We start from the raw sequence: 20,511 nt of genomic DNA, 5'->3' as shown, positions 1-20,511 counted from the left end.
CGATATGACCGATGATTCCGTCATCATTCCAGCCTGCACCCGCCTTTGGGCACTGCCGGAGGCTGTCGACTCATGCCGGTGCGCCGCGGCCAAGGTCGAGATCGTTGTGGTGGATGACGGCAGTACCAACGGGATAGGGGCGTTTCTGCAGACGCAGCGGGACATCGTTGCGATCCGAGCCGATAACTGGCGCTCGCGCCGAAGACCGCTGCCGCTCTCGTCCTCGCATTACTCAGCCTTCCTGTTTCGCTGCGACCTCATCGAGAGGAGTCCGCACCGGCAGCGCTTTCGCATTACGCGACGACCGGCTGTTCGGTGCGGACGTTTGCGCAAGCCTATCCGAAAGAAGCGGCAGCGTTCGTCGATTGGATCACCGATCTCGATGTGGGAATCCACCAAGTCCGTCCGAGGCTCGCATTCGCCTGCAAGTTTCCGGGCTTGGGCATGACGGAGAGGCTGCAGACGCGCCGGGTCTGGAAGCAATGACCTCTCAGGCTACTGTCACGTCGGGAACCAAGATCGTGCCACTGCGCGTATTGCAGTGTGCCGGTTTCTATTTTCCTGAATCGACTGGCGGCACAGAAGTCTATGTGCGCGATCTCGCATCGGCGCTGACGCAGGAGTCCATTGAGAGCACGATCGTCGCCGCGACGGACGGCGAGTATGACGCGTACTCCTGGGATGGTTCGGAGGTGGTTCGTTATCCGGTCGATGCGACCAGGATCGCGGTTGGCAGTGATACGAGCGTGCGTACGCGAACCATGTTCCAGAGGATCGTTGAGGCGGCCAAACCGGACCTCTTTCACCTCCACTCATGGACCAGTGGTGCGGGCCTGGAACACCTTCGGCAGGTCGCAGAGATGGGCATTCCCTGCGTCGTTACCGTACACGTGCCGTCTCCGATTTGCATGCGCGGGACGATGCTCCTCTACGACCAGCGGCCATGCGATGGATATATCGACGATCGCCGCTGCGCGCGGTGTTGGGCGCTTGAAAGGGGCCTGCCAGCCCCGGCTGCCTACCTGCTGTCGTATATGCCGCGATGGGACCTGACAGGAACCGGCGTCGCACGCTTCTCGCGGCGCGCCGCGACCTTGTTGTCGGCGCGTGCGGCCGCGGCGGGGAAGGCGCGCGAGCTTCACTCGATGGCCGCGCTCAGCGAACGTATCGTGGCACCCAGCGAATGGGTTCGGTCAGCCCTTGTCGAGAATGGAATTTCACCGACCAAAGTCGTGGTATCGCAGCAGTCTGCCAGCGCCGCCTTTTTCGACCGCAAGGCGAGGCCGCTGCAGGGCGCTCGCCCCACCGAGATCGTGATCGGCTTTCTGGGGCGGCTCGAGCGATACAAAGGCGCCTATCTGTTGGTGCGTGCCCTTCAGCTACTTCCCCTGGATCTGCCCGTGCAACTCCGCATTGCGGGCGTTGGTGGGGATCCTCACCTAAGCAGCCAGCTGGAAGCTGCCTCGCGCAAGGATTCGCGCATTCAGCTGATCGGCCATGTCGAACATGAGCGAGTTCCAGAGTTTCTGGCGACCATCGACGTGCTGGCGGTACCGTCCCGCTACATGGAGACCGGTCCCATCGTGATTCAGGAGGCGCGCGCACTGGGCATACCGGTAATGGGCGCCGACCTGGGAGGCATCAGCGAGCGTGTCCATCATGGGGTGGACGGATGGTTGCTTCCGTTTGACGATCCCAAGCCGTGGGCAGAGGCGATAAGGGTCGCGGCCACTGACCCCGCCGAAGTGGCGCGGCTTTCGAGCAACATGCACCGGACCAGATCTGTCGAGGATGTGGGAGCGGAGATGGCGAAGCTTTATCGCGAGACAGTGAACGGCCGGGCGGGGGTGAACCAGACGCGCGCACCCTCCATCAGGAATGGTGCTGCCTGACAGGTCTCGTCCGGCGTTTAAATCGATCGCGTCGGCTATTTCTGCAATATCTGTGCTATGAGTTGGACGCACATAAACCCTTGCAATTCAGTGGACGAGCCGTGCGCCTTCTTCACGTGGTTCCGACGTATCTGCCGGCGGTGAGATATGGGGGGCCGATCCGGTCGGTTCACGCGCTTTGCAGGGAGCTTGCCGCGGCCGGCCACGACGTACAGGTCTTCACCACCAGTGTGGATGGCCCATCCGACAGTGATGTGCCGCTCATGACGCCAGTCGACGTTGAAGGTGTGAAGGTCACCTATTTCCCGAGCCGCACGTTGCGGCGTCTCTACTGGTCGCCGCCGATGGGGCAGTCGCTCGAGGCGTCGACTTCATCCTTCGATGCCGTGCATCTCCATTCGGTTTTCCTGTGGCCGATTCTTGCTGGCGCCCGCGCCGCCCGCAAACATGCCGTTCCCTACGTGATCTCGCCGCGCGGGATGCTCGTCCCCGAGTTGATCCGCCGGAAAAGCCGCTGGGTGAAGGAAGCCTGGATTCGACTGGTGGATCGCCGCAATCTCGAGGCGGCCGCCGCAATTCACGCCACTTCGGCCATCGAGGCGAAGCACATTGCGAGCTTCGGGTGGCGCCTGCCGCCGATTGCGACGATCCCGCACGGAGTGGACGATCCGCCGCCACCCTCGGAAGCCGTTCTGTCGCCTGATATCGTTGCGGCGATTTCGGGGGGGCCCATGGTCCTGTCGTTCGGGCGGTTGAGCTGGGAGAAAGGGCTCGACCGCCTCATTGCAGCGCTGGCCGAGGTGCCTTCGGTAAGGGCCGTCATGGCCGGCGACGATGCGGGGGGGCATGCGGATTTTCTGGCCTCCGAGGCGGTCCGGCTCGGCGTCGCCGACCGTGTGACGATCATCGCGCGTCATGTCTCGGGCGCCGACAAGGAGGCTTTGTTTGCCGCGGCGCGTCTCTTTGCGATGACGTCATTGTCTGAGAATTTCGGCATTGCCGCCTTCGAGGCGATGCGCCGTGGGCTACCGGTCGTGGCCACCCCGGACGTCGGCATGTCGGAAATCGTACGCGATACGCAGGCAGGGCTGGTGGTCGATCCGACACCTTCCGCCATTGCCGCTGGCGTGCGAGCGCTCTTTGCAGACCCGGAACTCTGCCGCCGGCAGGGGCAGGCGGGGCGCAGGCATGTCATCGATCACTATGGCTGGCCGGCCGTCGCTCGCAGGATGGCCGAGCTTTATCGCTCGATCGCCAGCGTGCCGGCACCGCGAGGCGCCCCGTGATGGCCCTGCTGGAGCAGAGCCCGTTCGATCTGGCGAAGGAACGCCGGATCGTCGTCATCGCCGATTGGCTGCCGCCGGATTTCGGCGCCGTCGGGCAATACATGCAGATGCGCGCGCAGGCGCTTGCGGAGCAGGGGCACGCCGTCACCCTGGTAGGCCTGACGACCGGTACCGGGACGAGGGGCTATCGGGAAAGAGGCCGCGGCGCGTTGACGGAAATCCGTCTGTCCGCGCGACCGGTACCGCGGGGGTCATTGCTGGGCCGCATGCTGTGGACGATCGTCACGAACCTTCGTCTGCTGTTCGCGGCCTTCGGTCCGCTTCGGGCGGCTGACGGAATCCTGTTCACCGGCTCACCGCCGTTCCTCATTCATCTACTGGTGCCGCTGAAACCATTGTGGAAAGGGCGCCTCGTCTACCGGATCACCGATTTTCACCCGGAATGTCTGATCGCGGCGCGCGACAGGCCCTCTCGTGCGCTGAACCTGTTGCTGCGCCTGACGAACTTCTGGCGTCGTCGCGTCGACAGTTTCGAGGTCCTGGGTCAGGACCAGCGGCGGCGGCTTCAGGCGACCGGGGTGCCTGGCGAACGGATCACCCTGGTGAGGGACGGGTCGCCGGTCGCCTTCGCTGCGGACGGCCGCACCGAACCGCTGCCGGCCGATCTCGCTGGGAAGTGCGTGCTGCTCTACTCCGGGAACTATGGTGTCGCCCACGAGATCGAAACCGTGCTGCGGGGCTATGAACTGCACCATCGCGAGGGAAGCGGCCGGGTCCATCTATGGCTCAGTGCCACAGGGGCGGGTGCCGATGAGATTGCCGAAGTGCTGAAGAGCGCCGGCTTGCCGTTTCATCGCTCCTCTCCTGTGCCACTGGATAAGCTGGCCGGTTTGCTCCGGGCGCCTGCAGCACATCTCGTGACATTACGAGATTCGTTCGTCGGCTACGTGATGCCGTCGAAAATCTACGCGTGCGTGGACTCAGGGAAGCCCGTGCTCTTCGTCGGAAGTGCGGACTCCGATGTTCATCTGCTCGCGCAGGCCGCTCCGGCGGGCTACTGGCGGGTATCGTGCGGTGATTTTCGGGGCTTCGCTGAGGCTCTGGAAGATTTGGCAGGGCGCCCGGAACACCAAAATCCCTAGTGTCCCTGGTCAGCGCATTGGGACCGCTGAGGATTGGAGCCGAGCGGGTTGTCTATCTGCCCTTGAACTGCGATTTTCCGATGGGCGAATCGTGCGGGCGGTTAAGAGCTGCCGTCGCGCTGGTACCTCCAGAATGCGGGGGGAGGAAGTAAGCCTTCGCCACGTATTGACTGAAGTTGATTGAAGAGAGGTGCCTTCGGGGCTTGGCATTTTGCACTTGGTTAGCTAATAAGAGGGTTAGGCCGTGTGGGAGCGGCCGGAACTTTTCGACGTTTGTGGGTAGGGTCTCCAAAGAATGGCCGCGACGGGCTGAATCCTCGCGGCTGGGTGGACGATATGTCAAAGATTGCACTGGGAACGCAGGGTATTGGCGCGCTATCGGCGCTCCTTTGGGCTGCGGTTGCGACTGCGCAGGTGGCCCCTGGTGTAGGACAGGCTTGGCAGGGACCGCCGGGAGCAGGACCTGTGCAAGGTGTTGGGCCGGCACTGGGCGCGGGGCCTATGCGCGGCGCTGGTCCTGCAGGCGGCGACGCTGAGGCTGAGGGCGATTTCAATCAAGCGCGGCAAGGGCCGCTGCAGGGTGGTCCTCTTCAGAACGGGGGCCCCTTGCAGGGAGCCGGTCCGATCCAGACGCCGGGACCACTTCAGAGCGCAGGGCCACTGCAAAGTGCTGGTCCGATGCAAACAAACGGCTCGCTGCAGAACGCCGGTCCGCTCCAGTCCGCCGCGCCCCTCCAGAACACGGCACCCGTAGGTGGCCTGCCTGGGGGCTTGGAGAGCTTGAGCGCAAATGGCGACCCCCTGATTCCGCCTCCCAACGGTCAGTACTATGCGGGCCCGAACGGACCGCTGGGCGGTCAGACGATGCAGCAGCTGATTGCGGAGAAGCTGGGCGTGCCAGGAGGCGTCTCGGGACCGGAGTTGGCGAGTCTGGTGAATTCAATAACGCCGCCCGATCCGGCTCCGCCGCCCGTGACGCCTGTTGTAAATCCACCTCTGCCTCCAACCCCCATACCACCTGGTCCGCTACCGCCTGTGATCTATGACCCGCCTCCGCCCCAGCAGCAGAGCCCGCGGTAGCCTTCGAGAGTGCGCGCGGGGAAGTTTCTTCCAACCGCCACTCGGACCGGTACCAGGATGGCCAAGAGCACCCATGTCAATTAGTGCGAATAGATCGCAGCTGATTTGGTCGCCTGTTGTGGGCTGGGCCTTGCTGACGTGCGGAGGTTCGGTCGCTCAGGCGCAGATCGAGACTTCCGCGCCGGCCGTCCAGACATTGCTCGAGCAGACGCCGGTGGTCGACGTTCCAGACCTGCCGGTCACTGACCCGGGTACTGTCGTGGGCGGAAACGAAATCGGAATCGCGGCCGGTGCGTTCACCGTCTACCCGTACCTGGAAATCCAGGAGGGATACGACAGCAACGTCTATGCGACGACTGCGCCGACGGTGGGTTCGCCATTCACGGTCATCAAGCCGGTGGTCGAACTGAAGTCCGAGTGGTTGAACCATTCGTTTCGAGTGGTCGCGGGGGGCGCCGTCGGTTTCTACTCGAATGCGAGCAGCCAGAATTACTGGAATGGCTATGTCGTGGCAGACGGCCGATTGGAAATTCAGGAAGATTTCTACCTGACCGGCCTCGCTGGGGTCCGCCGCCAGACTGAAGCCCTCGGTACGCCAAACACCCTGATCGCGAGTGCGCCGACCGTCGTTGACTCGATCCCGGTCGAGTTGGGCCTCTATCAGCGCTTCAACCGCTTCTTCTATGAGTTGAGAGCCGCTGCGACCCGCTACCAGTACCTCGACAACAGTATTATTTCGCTGGGCGGCTTGCCGTCCGCCAGCCGCAATCGCATGGAATACGAAGAGCGCGTTCGACTGGGCTATGAGATCATGGAGGATGTCGACGTCTGGGTCTCGCCAGGCCTTAACCAGCGCATCTACGATCAGTTCATCAATGCGTATGGCCAGCAGCGCGATTCCAACGGCTGGTTCGTCAACTTCGGGGGAACCGTCAAATTCACGGCGAAAACCAGCCTCGAAGGTTATGTAGGATATGCAACCCAGACCTTCCTCGCCGATGGAAGCGCGACCCCGGCTTTTACGTTCGGTCTCACCGGTATCTGGAACGGCTATGCGCCTCTGACGATCCGACCGGCCTTCATCCGGTCGATCAACGAGTCGGCTTATAGCAATTATCAGAACTACATTTCGACGTCGCTTGGCGTCGACTTCACCTACGACATTCACGACGCTTGGCAGCTGGTGGGCGGGACGGGCTTCAGCACGGCTCAATATTCGCCGACGCCCGGCGCAGGTGTAGGGCCCCGAACAGATTACTTCTGGCGGGCCTCTCTGGGTTTGCTGTATTCCCTGCGTCCACAGATCCAGATCGGACCGCTGTACGAACATTACACAGGTTCGTCGACGGACGTCGCCAGCGGTGGTCCTTCCTACACGCGGGACGTCATCTCTATTCGTTTGGTTGCAAAGCGGTGATCCCGTGAAATCTCGCAGTTTCCTCTCCCGCTGCCTCGGTCCGCTCTTCGTAGCGATCGCGCTGACCGTTGGCGCCTGCGGTCCACAGCCTCCTATGTCGACGGCAACAATTCAGCAGCCTTCGCTGGGAACGCAGAATCTCAGGCTCGGGGAATATCGTGTCGCGCCGGGCGACCGGTTGCGCGTAACGGTCCTTTCGGACACCGAGTTGTCCGGCGAATATGAGGTCGATTCGACCGGCGTGATCTCTCCGCGCATGGCGGGGAGGGTGATCGTTCTGGGCATGTCGACTCCCGAGATCGAGGCCATGCTGGCCGACCGCTATCGCGCGGGGGGCTACCTCCGCAATCCGCGCCTGAGCGTCGACCTGGTGTCGCGGCGCCCGTTCTACATCGTCGGTGAGATCAACCGCCCCGGCTCGTTCCCCTATGTGTCGGGGATCAACGTGGTGCAGGCGATCGCTATCGCCGGCGGATACACCCGGCGCGCCTCCAAGACGCGCATCACGATTCAGCGCTTCAATGCGCAGCAGGGTCAGGAAGAGACGGTTACGGAGGATTCACCGGTGGGGCCGGGCGACATCATCCGGGTGCCGGAGCGTTGGTTCTAGAAGCGTTTATGTGAGGTCGTAGGCGAGCGTAGGACTTGGGGATGGGCGGTGTGGGGCCGTCCGTCGGATTGAGTGTCGTTTGGGTGAACTCTCGGGTTGGGGCGGTTGGCTCCCCGCTCGATTGGGTGTGGTCGCGAGTTGACTTTTTCGCGGAGTAGAGTGGGATGGGATCGTTGTCGAGGGCGGACCACATTGTGGATGAGCCCAATCAGAACCGAATCTTGCCGGCCTCGGAAGCGCCGTTGCCTGCTCTGCGTCCCGTCGAATCGTCGGACGAATTGTGGGACTGGCTGCGTCTGCTGAACCGCCGCAAGGCGTTGATCATCGGCTGCGGTCTCATCGCGACGGCGTTGATGGCGCTGATCATCGCGCAGGCCACACCGCTCTACAAGGCCTCGTCGCGCATCATGCTGGATACGCGTACCTCGAAGCTGGTGGGAACAGAGGCCGCCCTGTCTGGGTTCGACACGCTCAACATGGGCGCGATCCAGACCGAACTCGAGGTCATTCAGTCGGAGTATCTGATCGGCCGCGTCGTCGACAAGCTCGGGCTTGCGAACAATCCTGAGTTCAACGGCACCAAACCACCGGGATTTATCGACAATGCCCTGCAGCCGCTTCGCGATCTGTGGAGCATCGGCATCTCGACTCTCCTGGCTCCGCCGCCGAAGCCGCAGGAGGCGACTGTAGCAACCGTTGCGCCGCGCACGGGCCGCCCCGCCGAAGACAGCGATCCGCGCCGGCGCGCCGCGATCGGCGCCGTAGCCAGTCGCCTGACGGTTACTCTGCTCGGGCGCACCTTCGTTATCCTGATCACGGTCGAAAGCCCCGACGACTCCATGTCGGCACGCATTGCCAATGCCATTGCCGATGCGTATCTCGCCGACCAGGTCGAGACCAAGAACGAGGCCAATCGACGGGCTACCGAATGGCTCGAGCAACGCCTCGCGGAGCTGCGCCGAAATCTGCAGATCGCGGAGGAGGCGGTGGCCGCCTATCGCCGCGACAAGGGCTTGGCCGGCAGCCCCGAGGGCGCGGTCTCGACCCAAACGCTCTCAGATCTCAACAGCCGCTACACGGCAGCCAAGGGACGGCGTATCGAGCGCGAGGGCCGGTTGATCGCGCTCAGCAAGGCAAGTCTCAACCCAGGCGAACTCGCCAATATCCCGGAGGTGGCGGGGAATACCACTCTGGCGGCGCTGCGCATCCAAGATGTGGAGCTGACCCGAAAGAGCGCCGAGCTTTCTTCGCAGCTTGGGGAGGCCCATCCGAAGATCCAGCAGGTCCGCAACGAGCTGGCCTCGATCCGCTCGCGTTTCATCACGGAGACGCAACGCATTACGCTCGCGGTCCGCGCGGAACTCGATGCTGCGACGTCCGAGGAAGAAGAGCTCAAGGAGCTTGTCGACAAGGCGGCCGTGATTTCTGGTACGGCCAGCCAGTATGAGGCGGAACTCAAGCAGCTGGAGCGCGAGGCGCAGTCCAATCGCACGCTGTACGAGACGTTTCTGACGCGCTTCAAGGAACTGCGCGAACAGCAGGACATCCAGCGTGCCGACGCCCGCATCCTCGCCTACGCGCACCCGGCGGGCGCGCCGTCCTCGCCGAACTACAAGACCGGCCTGATGATGGCGTTCATGGTCGGCTCGTTTCTGGGCGTTGCGCTCTCCGTGGCCGCAGAGAAGCTCGATCGCGTCTTCCGGTCTGCTGCCCAGGTCGAAGAGGCAACCGGCGTGGGCGTTCTCGGCATGATCCCCGAGGTCAAGGGGGCCGCGGCCGCCAGATCCAACGTCGTGTCCCACATGCTCGAGAACATGACGTCGCCGGCGGCGGAGTCTGTCAGGGCCGTGTTCACCGCGATCAGTCTTGGCAGCTTGGACCGGCAACCGCGGATCATCGCGATCACCTCGTCCACGCCGAGCGAAGGCAAGACGACCTTTGTGGCGGCCCTTGGCGGCTTGCTGACCAAGATGAATGCGTCGCGGCGCGTGCTGATCGTCGACCTCGATCTCCGGCAGGCCCGTCTGTCGGCGGCGCTTGGCCTTGCCGACCGTGGCGGCACGATCGACGAATATCTCATGGGTATCAAGACCCTGGAGGAATGCACCCGTCGCCACGACCTGTCGGGGGTGGATTACATCTGCGCCCGGCCGAATACGCCGAACGCTCCTGAAATCCTCGAATCGATGGCGATGAAGTCCGCTCTCGGCGTCTTCGCGGAGCGCTACGATCTCGTTATCCTGGACGGTCCGCCGCTATTGGCCGTGTCCGATGCCCGCATCATCGCGCGCCTTGCCGATTATACGGTGTTCATCGTGCAATGGGCGAAGACCCGGCGGGAGGTCGTCAAGACTGCGATCGGCGCGCTGCTGAACGTCACCAACCATGTCGGCATCGTCATCAATCGCGTGAATCTGGCCAAGCATGCGCGCTACGGCTATGGCGATCATGGCGACTACTATTCGCGATACCGCGGCTACTATGGCGCGGGCGCCGATGTCGCGGCCAACGCCGCTCACCGTTCGCCTCTCAAGCTGGCGTCGAAGGGCTAAGTCGGACGGCGTCTCCGGGGGCGCGCGCGCCGATCGTGCCCTATAGGCGCCAGAGCGTCACGCCGACGGGAGTTGCCGCTCTGTCGAGCAGCCCGGTTACGTCGGCTACGAAGCCGCCGCCGGCGGGTTTGAGTAGGGGCTTCACCAGGGACCAGCCGCGCTCGCGGTAGAGCTTGTGAGCGACGGCCAGAACCACCGCGTCGGCAGGCTTCAGCTGGTCGAGAGGCGTGAGCGCGAGGTCGTATTCCTCGCGTAGAAGGCCACCGTCGGCCATCGGATCGTGAAGCTGGACCGTGATGCCGAAATCCTCGAGTTCGCGGACGATGTCGACGACGCGCGTATTGCGGATGTCGGGGACGTTTTCCTTGAAGGTCACGCCCAGAACCGTGACCACAGGCCGGCCATTGCCGGCATGCCGCATGACGCTCCGGACCACCCGGCTTGCCACGTGTACGCCCATACTGTCGTTCACCCGGCGCCCGGAGTGGATGACGTGGGGGTGGTAGCCCACTTCCTCGGCCTTGTGGGCGATGTAGAAGGGGTCGACCCCTATACAGTGGCCTCCCACCAGACCCGGCTTGAAGGGCAGGAAATTCCACTTTGTGCCGGCGGCGTCGAGCACGTCCCGGGTGTCTATTCCCAAGCGATCGGATATCAGCGCCACCTCGTTGATCAGCGCGATGTTGATGTCCCGCTGGGTGTTCTCCAGGACCTTCGCGAACTCGGCCACCTTGATCGATCCGGCCCGGTGGGTGCCGGCCGTCACGACATCGCGGTAGGTCGCATCGACGATGTCGAGCGTCTCGGGCGTGTCGGCGGACACGATCTTCAGAATGTTGTCGAAGCGCCGGTCCTTGTCGCCCGGATTGATGCGTTCCGGCGAGTAGCCGACGTTGAAGTCCGTCTTCCACTTGAGCCCCGACGCCTTCTCCAGCACGGGGATGCAGATATCCTCGGTCACGCCGGGATACACGGTGGATTCATAGACCACGATGTCGCCGCGCTTGAGCGCACGGCCGATGGTCTCGGAGGCCCCTTTCAAGGGAGCGAGGTCGGGTTGCTTGCTGGCGTCGATTGGGGTCGGGACCGTCACGATATGGAAGTCGGCGGCCTTGAGAGCCCGCGGGTCACTGGAGTAGCGGAGCCCGGGCGCCTCGAGCATTGCCGGCTCGACCTCTCCCGTGCGGTCGCGGCCACCGGATAGCTCGGCGATGCGTCGGGCATCGATGTCGAAACCCAGCACCTGGTAGCCGGCGCGGCCGAAGCCGACGGCGACGGGCAGACCCACATAGCCGAGCCCGATGACGGAGATAAACCGCTTCATTCCGTCAATTTCTGACAGGTCACGTCGCCGCTGGCATCCCCTTTTTGGCGCCCTTTCCCTGCCGACGGCTCGTCGCAGGCCAGCCCCAGGGAGTTCCCTGATCATGCCCTCCACGACGGCGGCGAAATTCACGGCAATCCACACGATGCCCAACATGTCCCGTAGCCGAGACTAAAGCCCAGGCATCGAATTGCTCCCGGCCTTGGGAAGACCGTTGGTCTACAAGGTGGTCTACGATTGGCGAGCGTTCGTCAGGGCAGGGCGAGAGTGCGCGGGAGCGCCGCGCCAGTTCCGCTGGATGCGCCTGTGATGCCAATCGTCTTGATGTCCGTGCCGCGTCAGCGACCGGCGATCGTGCTTACGAACGAGGTGCCGCTGAGGATCTTCGGCAGTTCCTCGGCGACGGCGTCGACCACCGAGTCGATCTGCTCCGGCGTATGCTCTGACGTGATGAAGAAACGAAGCCGCGCCTGGTTTTCGGCAACGCCGGGGAAGACGGCCGGCACGACGTTGAAGCCTCGTTCCAGCAGGCGTTCCGACAGCATCACGGTCTGCGGCGAATTGCCAACAATGACGGGAACAACCGAGGCACCAATGCTGAGGCCCGTATTCAGCCCGCGCGCCTGGGCTCTTTCGAGCAGGGCCCGGCCGTTCTGGCGGAGTGCCGTCGCACGCCAGGGCTCGCGCATCATGACGTCGACTGCTGCCGTCGCGGCTGCCGCCAAGGGAGGCGAGAGGCCGACGCTGTAGACGAATCCCGGTGACGTATACCTGATCAATTCGATCAACGCGCGGCTGCCCGCAATGTAGCCGCCGGCGGCAGCCAGCGTTTTGCTGAGCGTGCCCATCCAGATCTCGACCTCCGCCGGATCGATTCCCTGCTCCTCGGCGACGCCGCGTCCGGTACGACCGAGCGCGCCGGTCGCATGCGCCTCGTCGACCATCAGCCACGCGTTGTAGCGGCGCTTGAGCTTGATCAACCCGGCGAGGTCGGGCACGTCGCCGTCCATGCCATAGAGGCCCTCGACGACGATCAAGGCACGGCGATATCGAGCGCGGTTGAGCCGCAAGGCACGCTCGAAGGCGTCGAGGTCGTTGTGCGGGCAGAGTATTCTCTTGGCGCCCGATAGCTTGGCGCCCTCGACGATGCTGTTGTGGATGACCGCGTCGGCGATGATCAGATCTTCCGGACCCAGCATCTGGCCGATCACCGACACGTTGGTGGCGTGGCCGCTCACGAAAGCGATGGCGTCTTCGGTGCCGCTGAGGCGCGCCAACGCAGACTCGAGGTCTCGATGGACCTGGCGCTCGCCTGCCGACAGCCGGCTCGCCGATACCGACGTGCCGAACCGATCGATCGCCATCTTGGCTGCCGCAGCCACATCGGGGTGTCCGTTCAGGCCGAGATAGTCGTAGGAGGAGAAATTCGTGATCGTTCGCCCGTCGATCGAGGTCGTATTGCCGGCGCGACCGTCATGCAGGCGATAGAATGGATTCCCGATTCGGGTGATGTCCCCGACGGCCTTCCAGATCTTCAGAATTTCGTACTCGGGCAACGTGGTGAAGTCGAAATCGCGTCGTTCGCCGGAGGCGGGGCTGGCCGATGGCTTGGCCTGGGAAGGGGCGGAGTGGCCGAGCAACTGCCGCACCCGATCGACCGTTTCCTGGGCCGTAGCGGAGCGCGCCGGGCTCATAGCGGTCCGTCGATCTGCTTGACCCGCTGCATCACGGCTGTGATCGCCGCGCGCTGCTCGGAGGCGTCTGCGGTGGTGGCCTGCTCGGCAAAGTGGCTCGAAGACAGGGTTGCCAGCGCGCTTGGCACGGATTCGCTCGGCGTCTCCCCGGTCACGAGCGGCGTGACGCGCCGTGCGACATCGGCGGGCGTTATACCACTGGCCAGAGACATCATCGGCAACTCGATCTGCAGTGACGCTTCCACCGTCGTGCGCAGCTCGAGCATCATCAGCGAATCCATGCCGATTTCGGCCAATGGCCGATGGCGGTCGACTTCCTTGGGCGGCAGGCGAAGCACCCTTGCGATCTCCTCCACGACGATGTCGAGGAGGGCTGCGGTCGCTTCTTCCGGCGGCATGGCGCGCAGCCGCTCCAGAGTAACGGCCGCTTGGCCGGACTGACGGGACACGCTGCCCGTGTCGATGGCGTTGAAGGTCGGAGCGCGTACAGCCGCGAGTTCGCGCCTGGCCATCGCCCAGTCGATGCGCGCGATGGCACAAGCATCGACCAGCTGGCGTCCCGTGGCGTCGAATGCCCAGTCCAGTGCGTTGAGTGCCGTGCGCGCTGGCATCAAGGTGGAGGCGAACCGGCGCTTCAGGCTCGAGTTCGCTTCGATATGCCGGGCGAGATACCCGGCATCCTCGATCGCTCCCCACGCAACGGCCAGGACAGGCAGCCCTTGGGCCCGCAGGCGGCGGGCGATCCCCTCGACATAGGCATTTCCGGCCACATAGTTGAACTGGCCGGGATTGCCGAACAGGGTGGTGGCCGACGAGAAAAGCAGCAGGTAGTCGAGGTCCAGCCTGCCGGCAATGCGTTCCAGGTGGAGCGCACCGCTCGCCTTCGGCCGCAGCACGATGTCGATCGATTCGTGATCGATTCCCTGCATCAACCTGTCATCGAGGACCATCGCGGCATGGGCAATGCCCTTGACCGGACGCTGGTCGCCGAGCTGGTCGACGAAACGGTCGAGGCCGGCGGCGTCGGTCACGTCGGTGGCAGCGATCTCCACCGTCACGCCTCTTTCGCGCAAGGCCTCGACCTGCCCGGCGACCGTATCGGACAGGTGGCCTGACCGGCTGATCAGCGCGATGTGCCGGGCGCCGCGGTCGACCAGCCATTCCGCCGTCGCGAATCCGAACCCGCTGGTGCCGCCGATCACGACATGCCAGCCGTCGGCATTCACCGGGAAGGTGTTGACGGGCGCCTCCGAAACGCTTGGTTGTCGGGCCGGCGTCACGACGATCTTTCCGATATGGCCTGCGCGCTGCATCAGGCGGAAAGCCTCACCGATATGTGCGCCGTCGAAGACGCGGTGCGGAAGCGCAGAGAACTCGCCCTCGGCAAAGAACGCCACCACTTCGGCAAACAACCGCTGCGACAAGGCCCTGTGGGCGCCTATGAGCTGATCAACGTCGACGCCGAAGTAGCTCAGATTGCGGCGTAGCGGCCGCAACCCGAGATGGGTGTTGGCATAGAAGTCGCGCTTGCCCAGTTCGATGAAGCGACCGAACGGTCTGAGGCAATCCATGGAACGGATCATCGCCTCGCCCGCCAGCGAGTTGAGAACCACATCGACGCCCTTGCCGCCAGTGAAACTCAACACTTCCTCGGCAAAGGCGAGGGTGCGGGAATTGCAGACGAAGTCGGCACCGAGGCTGCGCAGCAGGGCTCGCTTCTCCCCGCTGCCGGCCGTCGCAATGATGGTGGCGCCGCGCTGCTTGGCGATTTGCATGGCCGCCAGGCCGACGGCGCCGGCCCCACCATGGATCAGGACGGCTTCACCGGGCTCCAGCCTGGCCAGGTGCACGAGAGAATAGTAGGCGGTGAGGAACGCGACAGGCAAAGTCGTCCCGTCTTCGAACGACAGCTGGGGCGGTAACTTGCTCACGGCGAACGACTTGGCGATGAGGTGGCTCGCAAAGGCGCCAGGCGCAAAGGCAAGAACGCGATCGCCGATTGCCAGTTCTTCGACATCGGGGCCCGTCCTGACCACCGTTCCGGAACACTCCATGCCGAGGCCGGGGCCGGCAAAACCATCCTCCAGCGCCTCTTCGGGCAGCAGGCGCAGGTTCCACATCACGTCGCGGAAGTTGAGCCCGGTGGTCGCCACCTCGATTTCGACCTCGCCGGCTTCGGGCGCGCGGCGTGGCTGCGGTACCCAGCCGAGTGCGCTCCTGCCGGAGCCCTGACGCGTCACCAGGCGCAACGCCATATCGTCGGCCAGGGGCTTGGGCGGATGGGGAGCGGCTGCCCCTCGCTCGACGCGGAAAACGACACGACTGTCGCCCAGGATGAAGATTTCCCGTTCGTCGTCCGGGGCTAGCATTTCGCCTGCGGCCCGCTTGATGATCTGCGCACGCGATGCACCTGCCAAACCGACACAGCGTATCTGAAGGCCGGGATACTCGTTGCGTGCCACTCGGAGGGCCGCCACCAGCGCGCACCAGAGCGGCTGCTCGAGGGGCACCAGGCTTTCCGCGGGGCCGAAATCGACGACGATCCAGAGGCGGGTCGGCATATCCGCCAACCGCCGGCATTGATCGGCGATCGCATCGAGATGCTCGGTCAGGACGGACACCGGATCGACCGCTCTTTCGTCGGGCGAGATCGACAAGACGTAGTCGGTCGTCGCGACCTTATCTTGACGTACGGTTTCGGTGCCACCATGGCTCACGGCGGCCCGAAGATCTGCGGCCGCCGCGCCTTGCCAGGAGAACACGGCCTGTTCGATCGCAGCCGCGGCGTTGCGATCGTTGCCATTGCCGAACACCCCGTGCACGACCACACCGATACGCGCTTCGCCGGAGGCGGGGGACACCGAAATGCCAGAGAAGCCCGCAGTTTCGAGTTCGTCGATCCATTCCTGATCGGTCAACAATGCACCGACAGGGAACTCGGCATTGGCCGAGCGCGACCACCAGCGTCGCCGGCTGCCGCGTACGATGTCCCAAAAGGCGCTGGGTGCCAGTTCGCCCGCGATGAGCGGTGCGCCCGGACGCAGCAACCTGGTAACGGCCGCGATGCCCTCGTCGCTGCCGGCAGCGACTTCGCTCAGAGCGTCGACCGCCAATGCGAGATCCAGCGAGGCCGGACGCAAGGTGTCGAGCTGTGACCAGGTGAGGCAGCGTACAAGCGGGGCGCTATCTCCGATCGCCGCCCGCGCCTGTTCGAGGCGGTCCTCGTCCAGGTCGGTCAGAGTGATCTCGACATTGGCGAAGCGTGCGCTGAGATCCACGGCCGTGGCGAAGTGGTCGGCACCCACCATCAAAAGGCGAAGCAGGCGGCCGCCGGGGTGACATGCAAGCGACGCCGCCACGTCGTGGACGACGGCGTCGCGCAACCATCCGATCTGATTGGAGGCCAGGCCGAGATTGCGCCAGTGCGGCGAGCCCAGCTCGCTCACGGCGGTTGGGTCTCCTTCGCTCAGACGTCCGATAATACTCTCAAGGCGCGAGACGCTGGCCGCTTCCGCGCCCATTGTCGGATGACGCACCAGAAGCGTACTGACGATCGTGTCGATCTCTGGAAGGTCGCATGAAGAAGACAGCGTGCGAACGCCAGCCTGATCGACAGCGAGGTTCTTCGCCTCGAGATGCCACAGCAAGGCGGAGCGGAGGAAAGCGGACCAGGATGCGCCATCGTCGGCGCTGGGCGCATCGGGGCTTTCCTCCTGCGAACCGATGGCTGGCTGGCTCTGGAGGGCAGCCCACGTCGAACGAAGCGTTCCTGCCTCGAGCAGAAGCAGGGCTTCGGAGAGGGCGGCCGCGCTGCCCGCGGGGCGTTCCATGTCGATATGCCGGTATGCAAGAGTCGACGGGAAACCCGCGCGTTCTAGCTGCCAAGCGGTGGTGCGGTAGCTCAGGGACCTGGGGTCCGCAGCCAGCTCGGTCGGGGCTTCGACCAGTCGGACGTTCTGCGCCGTCACGACGATCTTTCCGTGCTCGTCCCAGAGGTCGATATCGACGACCATCGAGCTCAAGGACTGCCTGAGGGTGCGAGCGGTGACGCGTGTGACGATGACACCGGACTGGAATACCCGTACGCAGCCGAAGCGAACCGGCAGCATGCGCTTCATCGGCATGTCCGCAACGCCTGCTTCCTCCGAGGCGAAAAGCGCGTGGAATGCGGCATCCAGTGCGGTGATATCGATGATGCGCGTCCCATCTACCAGCGCGTCCGGCCGGTCGAGGCTGCCGATCGCAAACTTCGACTCGGGGAACACGACCTGCCGAATGCGCTGGAACGTCGGGCCATAGCTGAAGCCGAGATCGCTGGCCGAGGCGTAGACACTGTTCTTGGGAACGATGACGGCATGAGCCGGCGCCGCCGGGGGAACGGTCGCCTTGCCGGCAATCGGCGAGCGCCCAATGATACCGCGGGCGTTGAGAGTCCAGTCCGCGCCGGCGCCGCTGCCACGCTGCCGCGACAGTAATTCGACGACGCCCGTCTCGTGCGCGAGTTGAACCCAGACTTCAAAGGAGGTTTTGCCTTCGAAGACAAGCGGCCGAAGGATATCCAGATCGCGAAGTTCCAGGGCGCCATCCGGATGGGTCTCGCGTGCGGCGGCGAGCATGATCTCCACGTAGCCTGTCGCCGGCAGGACCGGGACATCGCCGACCTTGTGATCCGCGATCCATGGATAGAGTGCCGGATCGACCGTCGAAAACCATTCGACGCCGTCCTTGCGGGGACGGGCCCCCAGCAGCGGATGGGCATGCGGCAGCAACGTGGTGCTGGCCTCAACGGTCGCAGATACCTTGAAGTGGGTGTGCTGCCACGGATAGAGCGGCAGGACGACAGCGGTTGCGGGAGCAGGGCCGAAGAAGCGCTGCATCTCGATCTTGCCGCCGGCCAGCGCGACCTTCGAGGCCGCCCGCTCGATGGGATCGAGGGCGGACTGTCCGTCGCTCTCAGTCAGCGTGTCGATGACAATGCCGCGCGTTCCGGCCTCGCGAAGCACGTCTCGCACGTAGCTTGCCAGAATGGGCCGAGGCCCCACTTCCAGGAATACGCGCAGTCCGTCGTTCAGCAGCTCGTTCAGCGCCGGCTCGAATTGCACAGGCTCGCGGACGTTACGCCACCAATGGTCTGCGCCGAGCGTCTCCGCAGCAACTGCGCCACCGGTCACCGACGACACGAACTTCTTGTGAGGGGGCAGCGGTCGCAGCCCCTGCAATTCGCGCAACAACGGCCCCCGAACGGGATTGATCAACGCACTGTGGAATGGATAGTCCAGGTCGAGTCGTCGCGCGCTGATCCTCAGGTCGGCCGCCGCCTGAAGCACGCGGTCGATATCCGCAGTCGTTCCGGAAACAGTGACGCTGCGCCAGCTGTTGATCGCCGCGATTTCGACACTGTGTGTACCGGCGGTTTTCAGAAAGCGTCGAGCCTCGCGGTCGCTCAGCATCAGCGCCGCCATGCTTCCGCTGCCGCGCACGCCTTCCTGGTTGCGGCTGCGGGCCACCACGACGTCGATGGCCTGGTCCAGGCTGAGCGCGCCGGCGCACCAGGCGGCGCCGATCTCGCCGACGCTGTGACCCAGCGTAGCACTGGCCACAACACCTCGCTCCTCGAGCGCGCGAACCGTGGCAACTTGCAGGGCAAGGAGGAGAGGCTGCGAGTAAGTGGCCCGTCTCAGGCGCGGCGCGAGATCATCCGCGAACAGCGTGTCCACGATCGACCAGCTCTGGACCTTCGCGAAACGGTTGTCGATTTCCTTGAGTGCGTCGCGGAAGACTGGGCTGGTCTCCCAAGCGTCGCGACCCATGCCTGCCCACTGCGAGCCGTTTCCCGAGAACAGGAAGACAAGGGGCTGATCGGTGCCTAATGCCTGGCCGGTGAGGACGGCGGCGGACTCCTCGCCCTTTGCGAAGGAGGTGAGATGATGACGAATCTCGTCCGTCGTCTCGCCGCGAGCGACCAGGCGGTGCGGAAGCGCATCCCGCAGATAGGCGCTGGCAGAAATGAAGGTCGCGGCCTCGCGCGTCGTGGCGGGCCACGTCTCGACATAGCGGGTTGCAAGCTCTCGCAAGCCGTCACCCGTGTGTGCGGACAGCAGCAGAGGCGGAGGCGCGGTCGTATTGCTCACCTGAACGAGATGCGCGACAGCCCTCTCGCTGCGAAGGATGACGTGCGAGTTGGTGCCGCCAAACCCGAACGAATTGACGCCTACCAGTTGGGGGCCCCGCTGATCCGGGAGGCGGCGGTTCTGGGAGATGATCTCGAGATTGAGTTCGTCGAAGGGAATGTCGGGATTCGGCGCGCGCTGGTGCAGCGTCGCGGGAACAAGACCCTGGTCGAGAGCCATGATGGACTTCAGCAAGCCAGCCAGCCCCGATACGGGCTCGAGGTGGCCCACGTTCGATTTCACCGACCCGATCGGCAGGGGCTGCGTACGCTTCTGGGCCAGACCCTTGCCAAGCGCGTCGGCCTCGATGGGATCTCCTACCCGTGTGCCGGTGCCGTGCGCTTCGACGAAGCTCAGGTCAGCGGGATCGATCCGGAAGTCTCCGTAAACCTGTTCCAGAAGACGTCGCTGAGACTCGGCGGAGGGCAGCGACATGCCGGTCGTGCGTCCGTCCTGGTTTATCCCCGAACCGACGATCACTGCATGGATGCGGCTGCGGGATTTCAGTGCCGAGGCCATCGAGCGGAGCACGACGACGATCGCGCCCTCGGACCGCACATACCCGTCCGCCGAAGCGTCGAACGGCCGGCAAAGCCCGGTCGGCGACAACATCGAAGCGCGCGAGAAGCCGATGTAGGAGAAGGGCGAGAGGAGCAGATTCACACCTCCCACGATCGCCGTCTCGATGGCGCCGCTGCGGATGGCTTCCGCGGCGAGATTGAGGGCCACCAGGGAAGACGAGCAGGCGGTATCGACCGCCAGGCTCGGGCCGCGCAGGTCAAACGTGTAGGAAATGCGATTGGCCATGATGCTGAGCGAGTTGCCCGTCATCATGTGCATGCCCGCGGCAGAGGGGTCGGCAAAGAAGCGCGCGGCGTGGTCGACCGAAGAGGCGCCTACATAGACGCCTACGGGGCTCCCGGTGAGGAGCGAGGGGCGGATGCCTGCGTGGGCGAGTGCGTCATGGGTGACTTCGAGAAGGTGACGGTGCTGAGGGTCGACCTGTTCGGCTTCCCGAGGACTCATGCCGAACGCGGTGGCATCGAAGCCCCACACGTCATCGATCACTCCGGCCGAAAAAGAATAGCTGCGGCCGATCTGGTCGGGAGAAGGATGATAGAAGGATTGAGTGGGGAATCGATCGGGAGTGATTTCGGTTACACTGCAAAGATTGCGGCGTAAAAGTTTCCAGAGACCTTCACTGTCCTTGGCACCCGGCAGGCGGCAGGCATATCCAACAATCGCAACTTCATCTCGACGCGTCATTGGAAAGCTGCTCCCGCGACGCGGCCCGACGTCTTAGAACCTACGCACACCATGCAAGAGCCCCACTCTCCCGATTTG

At 64.2% G+C, this 20,511-nt stretch carries 10 protein-coding genes; 7 read left to right on the top strand and 3 right to left on the bottom strand.

Annotated elements, in window-relative coordinates:
- Positions 1-4: 4 nt before the first annotated feature.
- From ACP15H_RS10825 to ACP15H_RS10795, 7 genes are all read left to right on the top strand, one after another.
- The gene (locus tag ACP15H_RS10825) at positions 5-448 is read left to right on the top strand and encodes a glycosyltransferase (protein ID WP_425066190.1); all 444 of its coding nucleotides are present in this window, start codon (positions 5-7) and stop codon (positions 446-448) included.
- 34 nt (positions 449-482) lie between these two features.
- Positions 483-1,892: a glycosyltransferase gene (locus ACP15H_RS10820; protein ID WP_425066189.1), complete on the top strand. Its 1,410-nt coding sequence runs from the start codon at positions 483-485 to the stop codon at positions 1,890-1,892.
- A 101-nt stretch (positions 1,893-1,993) separates the two neighbouring features.
- Positions 1,994-3,178, top strand: a complete 1,185-nt coding sequence (locus ACP15H_RS10815) for a glycosyltransferase (protein ID WP_425066188.1) — start codon at positions 1,994-1,996, stop codon at positions 3,176-3,178.
- Positions 3,178-4,320, top strand: a complete 1,143-nt coding sequence (locus tag ACP15H_RS10810) for a glycosyltransferase (RefSeq protein WP_425066187.1) — start codon at positions 3,178-3,180, stop codon at positions 4,318-4,320. The genes ACP15H_RS10815 and ACP15H_RS10810 overlap by 1 nt, the downstream gene beginning before the upstream one ends.
- 1,153 nt (positions 4,321-5,473) lie before the next feature.
- Complete coding sequence (locus ACP15H_RS10805; RefSeq protein ID WP_425066186.1) at positions 5,474-6,817, top strand: outer membrane beta-barrel protein; 1,344 nt, start codon at positions 5,474-5,476, stop codon at positions 6,815-6,817.
- On the top strand, positions 6,804-7,427 hold the full coding sequence (locus ACP15H_RS10800) for a polysaccharide biosynthesis/export family protein (protein WP_425066185.1): 624 nt from the start codon (positions 6,804-6,806) through the stop codon (positions 7,425-7,427). The genes ACP15H_RS10805 and ACP15H_RS10800 overlap by 14 nt, the downstream gene beginning before the upstream one ends.
- A 164-nt stretch (positions 7,428-7,591) precedes the next feature.
- Positions 7,592-9,979, top strand: a complete 2,388-nt coding sequence (locus tag ACP15H_RS10795; RefSeq protein ID WP_425066184.1) for a GumC family protein — start codon at positions 7,592-7,594, stop codon at positions 9,977-9,979.
- Between the two features lie 40 nt (positions 9,980-10,019).
- Here ACP15H_RS10795 and ACP15H_RS10790 read toward each other — a convergent pair whose 3' ends face one another.
- The 3 genes from ACP15H_RS10790 to ACP15H_RS10780 all read right to left on the bottom strand — a co-directional run bounded on the left by ACP15H_RS10790 (position 10,020) and on the right by ACP15H_RS10780 (position 20,433).
- Entirely contained in the window at positions 10,020-11,303 is a 1,284-nt protein-coding gene (locus tag ACP15H_RS10790) for a nucleotide sugar dehydrogenase (RefSeq protein WP_425066183.1), read from the bottom strand.
- Positions 11,304-11,641: 338 nt separating this feature from the next.
- The gene (locus tag ACP15H_RS10785) at positions 11,642-12,997 is read right to left on the bottom strand and encodes an aminotransferase class I/II-fold pyridoxal phosphate-dependent enzyme (protein ID WP_425066182.1); all 1,356 of its coding nucleotides are present in this window, start codon (positions 12,995-12,997) and stop codon (positions 11,642-11,644) included.
- Positions 12,994-20,433, bottom strand: coding sequence for an SDR family NAD(P)-dependent oxidoreductase (locus tag ACP15H_RS10780; protein WP_425066181.1), 7,440 nt, complete (start codon positions 20,431-20,433; stop codon positions 12,994-12,996). The genes ACP15H_RS10785 and ACP15H_RS10780 overlap by 4 nt, the downstream gene beginning before the upstream one ends.
- Between the last annotated feature and the right edge of the window lie 78 nt (positions 20,434-20,511).

This window comes from Reyranella sp., from assembly GCF_965249915.1.
Lineage (GTDB): Bacteria > Pseudomonadota > Alphaproteobacteria > Reyranellales > Reyranellaceae > Reyranella.
This window is presented reverse-complemented; position numbering and strand designations above follow the sequence as displayed.

Excerpts from the sequence above, each read along its gene's own strand:
- ACP15H_RS10825 (WP_425066190.1), top strand. The coding sequence starts at position 5 with ATGACCGATGATTCCGTCATCATTCCAGCCTGCACCCGCCTTTGGGCA.
- ACP15H_RS10820 (WP_425066189.1), top strand. The coding sequence starts at position 483 with ATGACCTCTCAGGCTACTGTCACGTCGGGAACCAAGATCGTGCCACTG.
- ACP15H_RS10810 (WP_425066187.1), top strand. The coding sequence starts at position 3,178 with ATGGCCCTGCTGGAGCAGAGCCCGTTCGATCTGGCGAAGGAACGCCGG.
- ACP15H_RS10805 (WP_425066186.1), top strand. The coding sequence starts at position 5,474 with ATGTCAATTAGTGCGAATAGATCGCAGCTGATTTGGTCGCCTGTTGTG.
- ACP15H_RS10795 (WP_425066184.1), top strand. The coding sequence starts at position 7,592 with ATGGGATCGTTGTCGAGGGCGGACCACATTGTGGATGAGCCCAATCAG.
- ACP15H_RS10790 (WP_425066183.1), bottom strand. The coding sequence starts at position 11,303 with ATGAAGCGGTTTATCTCCGTCATCGGGCTCGGCTATGTGGGTCTGCCC.
- ACP15H_RS10785 (WP_425066182.1), bottom strand. The coding sequence starts at position 12,997 with ATGAGCCCGGCGCGCTCCGCTACGGCCCAGGAAACGGTCGATCGGGTG.
- ACP15H_RS10780 (WP_425066181.1), bottom strand. The coding sequence starts at position 20,433 with ATGACGCGTCGAGATGAAGTTGCGATTGTTGGATATGCCTGCCGCCTG.